At 46.5% G+C, this 10,983-nt stretch carries 10 protein-coding genes; 9 read left to right on the forward strand and 1 reads right to left on the reverse strand.

The window, feature by feature from the left end:
* Positions 1–21 precede the first annotated feature (21 nt).
* Genes rsmB through lgt form a run of 9 tightly spaced genes read left to right on the forward strand, consistent with a single transcriptional unit; the run spans position 22 to position 9,638 of the window.
* Positions 22–1,374, forward strand: coding sequence for a 16S rRNA (cytosine(967)-C(5))-methyltransferase RsmB (gene rsmB, locus DWX43_RS09410; protein WP_118620127.1), 1,353 nt, complete (start codon positions 22–24; stop codon positions 1,372–1,374).
* Positions 1,375–1,395: 21 nt separating this feature from the next.
* A complete protein-coding gene (gene rlmN / locus DWX43_RS09415; protein ID WP_109731058.1) occupies positions 1,396–2,436 on the forward strand; it encodes a 23S rRNA (adenine(2503)-C(2))-methyltransferase RlmN in 1,041 nt (346 codons plus the stop codon).
* A 12-nt stretch (positions 2,437–2,448) separates the two neighbouring features.
* Positions 2,449–3,192, forward strand: a complete 744-nt coding sequence (locus tag DWX43_RS09420; protein ID WP_109731059.1) for a Stp1/IreP family PP2C-type Ser/Thr phosphatase — start codon at positions 2,449–2,451, stop codon at positions 3,190–3,192.
* A complete protein-coding gene (gene pknB, locus DWX43_RS09425; RefSeq protein WP_109731060.1) occupies positions 3,186–5,303 on the forward strand; it encodes a Stk1 family PASTA domain-containing Ser/Thr kinase in 2,118 nt (705 codons plus the stop codon). Before DWX43_RS09420 ends, pknB begins: the two co-directional genes overlap by 7 nt.
* Before the next feature lie 3 nt (positions 5,304–5,306).
* On the forward strand, positions 5,307–6,185 hold the full coding sequence (gene rsgA / locus DWX43_RS09430; protein ID WP_118620128.1) for a ribosome small subunit-dependent GTPase A: 879 nt from the start codon (positions 5,307–5,309) through the stop codon (positions 6,183–6,185).
* A 1-nt stretch (position 6,186) separates the two neighbouring features.
* The gene (gene rpe / locus DWX43_RS09435) at positions 6,187–6,849 is read left to right on the forward strand and encodes a ribulose-phosphate 3-epimerase (protein ID WP_118620129.1); all 663 of its coding nucleotides are present in this window, start codon (positions 6,187–6,189) and stop codon (positions 6,847–6,849) included.
* The gene (locus DWX43_RS09440) at positions 6,842–7,495 is read left to right on the forward strand and encodes a thiamine diphosphokinase (protein WP_109731063.1); all 654 of its coding nucleotides are present in this window, start codon (positions 6,842–6,844) and stop codon (positions 7,493–7,495) included. Before rpe ends, DWX43_RS09440 begins: the two co-directional genes overlap by 8 nt.
* A gap of 51 nt (positions 7,496–7,546) precedes the next feature.
* On the forward strand, positions 7,547–8,644 hold the full coding sequence (gene ychF, locus DWX43_RS09445; protein ID WP_118620130.1) for a redox-regulated ATPase YchF: 1,098 nt from the start codon (positions 7,547–7,549) through the stop codon (positions 8,642–8,644).
* A 46-nt stretch (positions 8,645–8,690) separates the two neighbouring features.
* Positions 8,691–9,638, forward strand: coding sequence for a prolipoprotein diacylglyceryl transferase (gene lgt / locus DWX43_RS09450; RefSeq protein ID WP_109731065.1), 948 nt, complete (start codon positions 8,691–8,693; stop codon positions 9,636–9,638).
* A gap of 169 nt (positions 9,639–9,807) precedes the next feature.
* On the opposite strand, the gene DWX43_RS09455 is transcribed toward lgt, so the two are convergent.
* The gene (locus tag DWX43_RS09455; protein WP_118620131.1) at positions 9,808–10,665 is read right to left on the reverse strand and encodes an Rpn family recombination-promoting nuclease/putative transposase; all 858 of its coding nucleotides are present in this window, start codon (positions 10,663–10,665) and stop codon (positions 9,808–9,810) included.
* Positions 10,666–10,983: the final 318 nt, after the last annotated feature.

A 10,983-nucleotide genomic window follows, 5' to 3' on the forward strand; every position in this document is an offset into this window, starting at 1 on the left:
GATAAAATTGGAGGATATAGTATGACAAAACCGTTAAGCGAGCGGGAGATTGTGCTCGGAATTTTAATGGATGTGACGGAACATGATGTTTACAGCCATATTGCACTGGGAAATGTGCTCAGTAAATATCAGTATCTGGATAAGAAGGAGCGCTCGTTTATCACAAGGGTGACAGAGGGGACGCTCGAGCATATGATAGAGATTGATTATATCCTCAATCAGTTTTCAAAAGTAAAAGTACAAAAGATGAAGCCGGTCATCCGCAATATTCTGCGCAGTGCGGTATACCAGTTAAAATACATGGACAGTGTGCCAGATTCCGCCGTCTGTAATGAGGCAGTAAAACTGGCTGTGAAAAAAGGATTCGGCACACTGAAAGGATTTGTGAACGGTGTGCTTCGGAATGTGGCACGGAAAATGGATGAGGTCAGTTATCCCAAAGAGCCGGTGGAGGCCCTTTCTGTGAAGTACTCCATGCCGGGCTGGATACTTGATTTGTGGCTGGAAGAATACAGCATCGATACCGTGGAGAAGATCCTTGCCGATTTCCAGAAGGAGAAGCCAGTGACAATCCGCTGTAATACAAGCCGTATCAGTCCGGAAGAACTGGAAGAGAGGCTGAAAGCAGAAGGTGTTACGGCTGTGAAACATAAGTACCTGGCTTATGCGTACAGTATCACCGGATATGATTATCTGGGGGAGATGGAGAGCTTCCGGCAGGGACTTTTTGCGGTTCAGGACATAAGTTCCATGTTGGTAGGGGAAATTGTATCCCCGAAGGAAGGCGACAATATTCTTGATGTGTGTGCGGCTCCCGGCGGGAAGTCCATCCACCTTGCGGATAAATTAAACGGGACAGGGCATGTGGAGGCACGGGACCTGACAACATATAAGACAGGGCTGATTCAGGAAAATGTAGGCCGGATGCAGTTTGGCAATATATCCGTGGTACAGTGGGACGCGACAGTTCCGGATGAGGCCGCGTTTGACAGTGCGGATATTGTGATAGCTGACCTGCCGTGCTCAGGTCTGGGTGTGCTGGGCAGAAAGACAGACCTGAAGTATAAGACGATGAAAGAACAGATACAGGAACTCTCAGGGCTTCAGAAGAAGATACTGGATGTTGTCCGCCGGTATGTGAAGCCGGGCGGTGTCCTGATCTACAGCACCTGTACGATCAGCCGGGCCGAGAATATGGATAATGTACACTGGTTTTTAGAGAAATACCCGGAGTTTACACTGGATAACATAGAAGATAAGGTGTGCAGTGAATTAAAGGACAGTGTGACAGAACAGGGGTGTTTAAGGCTCCTGCCGGGCGTACATGAGAGTGACGGGTTCTTTATTGCAAGATTTCGCAGAAGTTTAGAGTAATTAAGGAAGGCACGGAGTATTATGAAAAAAGATATTCGCGCATATACATATGAACAACTACAGGAAGAAATGGCATCCCTGGGGGAAAAGAAGTTCCGCGCAAAGCAGATTTACGAATGGCTCCATGTAAAACTGGCGGAAGATTTTGAAGAGATGACAAATCTTTCAAAAAGTTTACGTGAAAAGCTGGAAAAAGAATATACGATACTGCCGGTGAAAATGCTGGAAAGGCAGGAATCGGCTCTGGACGGCACCAATAAGTTCTTATTCCGGCTGTATGACGGGAATGTGGTGGAAAGTGTTCTGATGCGCTATAAGCACGGTAATTCCGTGTGTATTTCCTCACAGGTAGGGTGCCGGATGGGATGTCGTTTCTGTGCATCCACCATAGGCGGCCTTGTCAGAAATCTTTCCCCGTCGGAGATGCTCGGCCAGATCTACCAGATTCAGCGGATCATCGGAGAGCGGATTTCTAATGTTGTCATCATGGGGACCGGAGAGCCTCTGGATAATTTTGAGAATTTTCTCCGTTTTATCAGGCTTCTGACAGACGAACACGGACTAAATATCAGCCAGAGAAATGTGACAGTTTCTACATGCGGAATCGTGCCGAAGATGCTGGAGCTGGCAAAAGAAAAACTACAGATCACACTGGCACTCTCCCTCCACGGGGCGACTCAGGAGAAGCGGAAAGAGCTGATGCCTGTGGCAAATAAATACAGCCTGGATGAAGTGCTGGATGCGTGCGATGCGTATTTTGAAGAAACAGGACGGCGTATCACGTTTGAATACAGTCTCGTACACGGTGTGAATGACCGGGATGAAGATGCAAAAGAGCTGACAGCCATACTGAAACAAAGGAACTGCCACTTGAATCTGATCCCTGTGAATCCGATCAAAGAACGCACTTTTGAACAGCCGAGCAGGAAAAATGCTCTTAATTTTAAAAATAAACTTGAAAAAAGCGGAATAAATGTTACTATAAGAAGGGAAATGGGCGCAGATATCGATGGGGCCTGTGGACAGCTCAGACGACGTTATGTGCAGACAAACAACGAATAAAGGAGATATGCTATGAAGACATTTTCCATTACCGATGTAGGAATGGTAAGACAAGTGAATCAAGATTATGTCTATACGACAGATAACGCTCTTGGACCTCTCCCAAACCTGTTTGTGGTGGCTGACGGGATGGGCGGGCATCAGGCCGGCGATTATGCTTCAAAATATACAGTAGAAGTTCTGCAGAGAGAATTAAAACAAAGCGATGAGGAAGACGTGGAAAAGGCCCTGGTTGCGGCGATCAAGACGGCTAACAGGGAGATTATTAAAAAAGCGTCTCAGGATTCCCATCTCAAAGGAATGGGAACAACTGTCGTAGCGGCTACAATCGTGAATCAGATGATGTATTTTGCTAATGTAGGGGACAGCAGGCTTTATCTGATCAATCAGGGAATAACCCAGCTGACAAAAGACCATTCTCTTGTGGAGGAGATGGTGCGTCTCGGCGGTATCAAGCCGGAGGAGGCAAAGCACCATCCTGACAAGAACATTATCACAAGGGCAATCGGTGCAAAGGACAGCGTTGAAGTAGATTTTTATGAGCACCGTCTGAAAAAGGGAGACATCATACTGATGTGTACAGACGGACTCAGTAATATGGTGGAGGATGAAGAACTCTTCCATATTGTACAGGGGGGCAGGGACATTGTGGAAGCCGCAGAGTCTCTGGTAGAAACAGCAAAAGAAAACGGCGGTACGGATAATATAGGGATTATCCTTGTAGAGCCGTTTGCGGATGAGGTGAGTATATGTTAAAAGAAGGAGTATTTTTAGGGAAACGTTATGAAATATTAGGGCGTGTCGGTTCAGGCGGTATGGCGGATGTCTACAAGGGCAAAGACCATAAACTGAACCGCTACGTTGCAATTAAGGTATTGAAAAGTGATTACCGCACAGACGAGGTATTTATCCAGAAGTTTTTAAGCGAGGCACAGGCTGCGGCAGGCCTGATGCACCCGAATGTGGTCAATGTCTACGATGTGGGCCAGGACCGTGGACTGTATTATATGGTCATGGAACTGGTTGAGGGAATCACTTTAAAGGAATATATTGAGAAAAAGGGAAGACTCACCGCTAAAGAAACAATCAGCATTTCTATTCAGATGGTGACTGGTATTCAGGCTGCCCATAATCAGCATATCATTCACCGTGATATCAAACCTCAGAACATCATCATTTCCAAGGAAGGAAAAGTAAAAGTAACCGATTTTGGGATTGCGCGGGCAACGACGTCCACCAAGACCATTAGTTCGAGTGTCATGGGTTCCGTCCACTATACGTCACCGGAACAGGCGAGGGGCGGCATTGTGGATGAGAAGAGCGATATCTATTCCGCAGGTATTACCATGTATGAAATGGTGACAGGCCATGTGCCTTTTGACGGTGACTCCACAGTAGCTGTTGCGATTAAGCATCTGCAGGAGGAGATTGTCTCCCCGGCGGAGGAAGTACCGGATATCCCGTACAGTCTGGAATGTATTATCATGAAGTGTACCCAGAAGAATCCGGAACGCAGATATCCGAACTGCCAGGCTCTGATTCTGGACTTAAAACGGTCCCTCGTCAGCCCGGATGGTGAATTTGTAAATATGTCTCTTTATTCGAATGATACCACGGAGACCGTCATGATGACGCCGGAAGAACTGGAACGCATCCAGGGACGCGGATATAATGATGATGATGAATATGACGACGATTATGATGATGATTACGACGATGATTACGACAGCGATGATTATGATGATGATTACGACTATGACTATGACGACGATGATGAAGACTACGAGGGCGGCGGGGACTACGAAGCTGACAGAAAGAAAAAGAGCGATGTAGACCCGAATACAAAAAAAATCATGAAGATTCTGATGATTGTCGCAGCAGTCATTATTGCGTTTATTATAATTTTTGCAGTTGGCAAGGCTGCCGGTATGTTTAAAAACGGAACAGGTACGACCCAGACAGAAACTACGACCAAAGTGAAGGTGCCTGATGTACGCGGAATGACAGTGGATGAAGCAACGACGACTTTGAGCAAGAAGAAACTTGGTATTAAGATTGCGAAGCAGGAAGCGTCGGACACCTATGAAAAGGGTACGATTATCAGGCAGGACCCGGAGGGTGATTCAAAAGTAGATAAGAATACGGAAGTCAGGGTTGTTGTCAGCACCGGAAAAGAAATCAAGACGGTTCAGGTACCTGATGTATCCGGTAAAGATGAAAATAGTGCACAGAAAGCTCTTGAGGCAAAGAATCTGGTTGTTGAATTCAAATCAGAGTATAACGACAGTGTGGATGAAGGAAAGGTTATTTCTACAGACCCTGCGGCAGGCACGGAAGTAAAAGAAGGAACAACCGTGACGATGATTGTGAGCCAGGGGGCAGAGAAGGCCACCGTTCCGACACTCGTGGGGCTGAGCCAGGAAGACGCAGACGCTGCACTGGCGGCGGCAGGGCTGGTTACCGGAAGTGTGACAGAGGATTACAGTGACCAGTATGAGGCCGGAATTGTAATGTCCCAGAAGACAAAAGAGAATAAGAAGGTAAACAAAGGGACAACGGTGGATTATGTGGTAAGCAAAGGACCAAAGGTAGAGAAGGTATCTGTACCGGGTCTGGGGAATATGACCTATGATATGGCTATGCAGGCATTATCTGACCGGGGCCTTGTCGGGAATGGAACAGAGGAATACAGCAATGTGACTGTCGGATATGTGGTGTCACAGTCAGCACCGGAGGGTACTATGCTGGAAAAGGGCTCAACAGTTAATTTTGTAATAAGCCTGGGGCCAAAACCGTCGGAAGTTCCTGAAAATCCGGATAACGGAAATGGAGACGGCGGTAATTCAGATTATACAGAAGGTCAGTAATATATGCAGGGAAAGATAATAAAGGGAATTGCCGGATTCTACTACGTTCACGTAGTAGAATCCGGTGTTTATGAGTGTAAAGCAAAAGGTGTATTCCGCAAGGAGAAAATAAAACCGCTCGTAGGAGATAATGTTGAGATTGAAGTGCTCGACGAGTCAGAAAAAACAGGGAATATCACAGAGGTCCTGCCAAGGAAGAATGAACTGGTCCGGCCTGCAGTGGCGAACATTGATCAGGCACTGGTTGTATTTGCCGTTACTGAACCGGAACCGCATTTCAATCTTCTTGACAGGTTTCTGGTTATGATGGAATGCAAAGAGATTCCGGTTGTCCTGTGTTTTAACAAAAAGGACATTGCAAGCAAGCCGGAGCTTGCCTCCCTTCAGGAAATCTACCGCGCCTGCGGATACCAGGTAGTCTTTACGAGTGCACTGAATCAGGAAAACATAGAGGAAGTCGGGAAACTGCTTTCCGGTAAGACGACAGTTATCGCCGGTCCGTCCGGGGTCGGGAAGTCTTCTCTGATCAATCTGCTGCAGAGCGGGGTGCAGATGGAGACGGGCAGCATCAGCAGGAAAATAGCCAGAGGGAAGCATACGACCAGACATTCCGAGCTGATTACAATAGATGAAAATTCATATATCATGGACACACCGGGTTTCAGTTCCCTGTATGTCAATGATTTTGATAAAAGCGAACTGAAGTACTACTTCAGGGAATTCGCACCCTATGAGGGAAAATGCAGGTTCAGTGGATGTGACCATGTCCATGAACCGGGATGTGCGGTAAAGGAAGCATTGGATGAAGGGAAGATCCATCCAGTCCGCTATGAGGATTACCTGGAGATGTACCGGGAATTACAGGAAAAGAAGAGGTATTAGTATGAAGAAGATATTAGCATCATCCATATTGTCAGCAGATTTTAAGGTACTGGGGGATCAGATACGCACGACTTCGGACAACGGGGCAGAGTATCTGCATTTTGATGTCATGGACGGCATGTTTGTGCCAAGCATTTCTTTCGGCATGCCGGTTCTGCAATCCATTCAGGGGGTGAGCAGTCAGGTGATGGATGTCCATCTGATGGTGACCGACCCGATCCGCTATGTAGAAGCCTTCAAAGAGGCAGGGGCGGAAATCTTAACCGTGCATCTGGAGGCGTGTGAGGATATTCAGGCTGTGCTTGATAAAATCCATGCATGCGGTATGAAAGCAGGTGTGTCTGTGAAGCCGGCTACTCCGGTGGATGCGCTTCTGCCGATTCTTGACCAGGCGGAAATGTTCCTGATCATGAGTGTAGAGCCGGGATTCGGGGGACAGGCTTTTATTCCGGAATCACTGGATAAGATCCGTGCTTTACGTGCACTCCTGAATGAGAAGGGGCTGGATACGGATATCGAGGTAGACGGCGGCATCTATCTGACGAATGTGAGGGAGGTTCTGGATGCGGGTGCCAATGTGATCGTGGCAGGCTCCGCGGTATTCAAAGGGAACATCGGTGAAAATGTAAAAGGATTTATGGAGATATTCAAAGAAAATGAGTAAACGAACAGTGATTGTCAGCGGCGGTCTTCTGGAAGAGGATTTTGTAGTTGATATCTTAAAAGACGAAGAAACAGAATTTATAATTGGCGTGGACAGCGGTCTTAGCTTCCTGTATGAACATGGAATACTGCCGGACTATATTGTCGGGGATTTTGACAGTGCACCGGAAGAGATCATCACGTACTACAAAGAAGAGACAAAAGTGCCGGTCCGGGAGTTTAACCCTATCAAAGATGCCTCTGATACAGAGATTGCACTCAGGCTCTGCCTTGACCTGCGCCGGCAGAATATATTAATCCTCGGCGGGACAGGCACAAGGCTTGACCATGCGTGGGCGAATGTCCAGACACTGAAGATTGCCCTGGATGCGGGGGCAGACGCCAGAATCGTGGACAGGCATAATCAGATCCGGCTTCTGGACAGAGATTTTGTACTGAAAAAAGAAGAGGCGTTCGGACCATATTTTTCAGTTTTCCCACTGGACGGCACGGTAGAGAACTTCTGCCTGAAGGGCGCCAAATACCCTCTTAACCACCACGCACTGACGCCGTTTGACAGCCTCTGCGTGAGCAATGAGATCGCGGGGGACGAGGTAGAGATTACATTCCCGTTCGGGGTGGTCGTGCTCATGGAGACGCGGGACTGAAATTAAATCTAATCAAATAATGCACTATAAATATAAGGAGTACAAAGAATTATGAAATTAGGAATTGTTGGTTTACCCAATGTAGGAAAGAGCACGCTGTTTAACTCACTGACGAAGGCAGGCGCAGAATCTGCGAACTACCCGTTCTGCACAATCGACCCAAATGTGGGGGTGGTTACAGTACCGGATAAGCGTCTGGATGTTCTGGGAGAGATGTATCATACGAAGAAAATCGTTCCGGCGGCCATTGAATTTGTTGATATTGCGGGCCTCGTAAAAGGTGCTTCCAAAGGGGAAGGACTGGGAAACCAGTTTCTGGCCAATATCCGTGAGGTAGATGCAATTGTACATGTTGTAAGATGCTTTGAAGACAGTAATATCGTTCACGTGGACGGGAATATCGATCCTTTACGTGATATTGAGACGATTAATCTGGAGCTGATCTTTTCTGATCTGGAAATTCTGGAGAGAAGAATCGCAAAAACGACAAAGGTTGCAAGAAACGATAAGGCGGCAGCAAAAGAGCTTGAGCTTCTGGAGCGTATCAAGGCACATTTGGAAGATAATAAAATGGCAAAGAGTTTTACGACAGATGATGAGGATGAGCAGGAATGGCTGGGCAGTTATAATCTTCTGACAGCAAAACCGGTTATCTTTGCAGCTAACGTGACAGAAGACGATCTGGCAGATGATGGTGCGTCCAATGCAGGGGTTCAGGCTGTCCGCGAGTATGCGGCACAGGAGGACTGTGAGGTATTCGTCGTATGTGCACAGATTGAGCAGGAGATTGCTGAACTTGATGATGAAGAGAAGAAAATGTTTTTGGAAGATTTAGGTTTAGAAGAGTCAGGACTGGAAAAACTGATAAAGGCAAGTTATCATCTTCTGGGCCTGATCAGTTATCTGACAGCAGGCGAACCGGAAGTCCGCGCGTGGACGATCACAAGGGGGACCAAGGCACCGCAGGCAGCCGGAAAGATCCATACAGACTTCGAACGCGGATTCATCCGCGCCGAGGTAGTCAGCTACGATGACCTGATGGCATGCGGCACACATGCGGCAGCGAAGGAAAAAGGTCTTGTCAGACTGGAAGGAAAAGACTATGTAGTACAGGACGGGGATATCATCTTATTCCGCTTCAATGTATAAAAAATAAAATTGTAGTTCCAAGCAGCATAGAAAGGGAGCATGAAATATGCACTATAACATTAATTTTCCACATCTGGGAATTCATCTGGACCATGTCGGAAAATCCATCACCGTATTCGGTTTCGAGATCGCGTATTACGGGATTATCATAGGCACGGCGATTCTGATCGGTTTCCTGATCGCCACACAGGAGGCTAAGAGAACGAGACAGAATCCGGAAAATTATCTGGATATGGGAATCATCGGCGTGATCTGCGGTATCGTTGGTGCCAGACTCTTTTTTGTCATATTTTCCTGGGATATGTACAAAGACGATCTTCTTGAAATCTTCAACACCCGGCATGGCGGTCTGGCAATTTATGGAGGAGTTATAGCGGCAGTCATCACTGTGTTTGTGTATGCCCGTATAAAACGGCTGAGTGCCCCCCAGATATTCGATACAGTAGCAATGGCTCTGGTCAATGGCCAGATGCTTGGCCGCTGGGGAAACTTCTTTAACAGAGAAGCCTTCGGAGAATACACGGACAACCTCTTTGCCATGCAGCTGCCGCTGGATGCGGTCAGAAGCGGGGATGTGACAGAAACGATGCGCAGCCATATACAGGTAATTGACGGCATCAGCTACATTCAGGTGCACCCGACATTTCTCTACGAGTCTCTCTGGTGCTGCGCCATACTGATCATTCTGTTTGCCTATAGAAAACACAAAAAATACGAGGGTGAGCTGTTCCTCATTTACCTGTTCGGATATGGTCTCGGCAGAGTCTGGATAGAAGGCCTGAGAACGGACCAGCTCCTGATCCCCGGACTTGGCTTCCCGGTATCACAGCTTCTCGCCGGTACCATCGTAGTCGTAACAGGGGCTATGCTGCTATACTGCAGAAAGAACCATAAAAGAATGCCCTTTTTAAAAAGCGGCAAAAAATATGAACCAATGCCTGACAAACCTGAAGGAAAAAAACGGCCAAAGGCAAAGGACAGGCTCTTTAAGTAGAAGCCCAAATATTGAATACATTTCTGGAGACTGTTATGAGCTAAAAATAGATGGAAAAACCACCCACAAGTGGCTTGACCTGTGGAAAAAGTAGAAAAACCACCCTGATACTGGTTAAAGTTTTTTTAGGGTGGTTTTTCTATATGTCTGCATTCGGAATGATACAAGGTTATTCTAATATTTGATTCACTTTATCTATACTCATGTTACAGATGTCAGCAATTTCTTCCGGAGATTTGCCCTGCATGTATAGTTTGAAAACCTGACGGGCCTCCTGAACCCCCATACGTATTCCGGCTTCTTGCCCAGCTTTCAGTCCTCTTTTTTCAGCACTGCTGATCTGGGTATTATAATCCTTCAATGCCTTTTCCCGGGCCTCATATTCCAGCCGTTTCTTTTCATCGGCACTCAAATGGAGCAGTGTATTGTATGCTTCATCAAGATATTCGTTTGTTTTAGCCATAGTTTGAAACTCCTCTCTGCTTTCACCACTGAAAAACTTCATCCATGCAAGAACATCCTCACTGGTCTTAACTTCCGGGGGCAGCTTTTTCAACTCCAGTATCTGAAGCTCCATTTTATCGGAATACAGATTATAGGTGCTGTCGTCCCGGAAATGGATCCTGCGGTAACACTCTTTGTCGTTCGGAAAATGGATAAAATCTAAAATACTTACATGGATACATTTCTGCAGGTTTTCATAGGATTCGCCTTTGCGGATCTGACTGTCAAACATCTTACTGAGGTAGAACATGGCGCGTTCGTCCCAGTATTCAAAGTATTTGACCTGCATTTCCATATTCATCTGCGTCCCGTTCTTAAGCAGTACACGTACATCCATGATTCCCAGCTTATCATCAGCCGAGTCTCTCGGTAGCAGCGTGGGCAGAAGAACCGTATCTTCGACTTCGTCCGGGGGCAGGTTCAGCAAAGCTGAAATGAAGCCCTTCCTGACTTTGGGGTTCTGCATCAGTTCCTTGAAACAAAAGTCCACAGTGGGTAACATAATAAAGTTGTTTTTGCTCATAAATTGAAATCTCCTTTCCTGTGCAGAAAACGAAAGGTACACATGTAAGGAGTTCTTCTGATTTACTATTATCATATCACGAAATACAGATATGTAAAAGACAGGAATACCTTCAATATGTAGTGCCCGGAGTTGTTTTCTGCGGTTCTAATAAGTGATTAATTGGGTAAACCGGCGAACTGCCGATTGAAAAATGAAAGGTGAATACCTTTCGAAGTTTCTGACGAGAGTATATCACGAGATAAGGGAAAGGGCAATTAGGCAATTTGACGAAATTTATGCCGCAATATTGCTCTGCGGCTATGACGCATGGCGTTC

This window comes from Clostridium sp. AF19-22AC, from assembly GCF_003479085.1.
GTDB lineage: Bacteria > Bacillota > Clostridia > Lachnospirales > Lachnospiraceae > Faecalicatena_A > Faecalicatena_A orotica.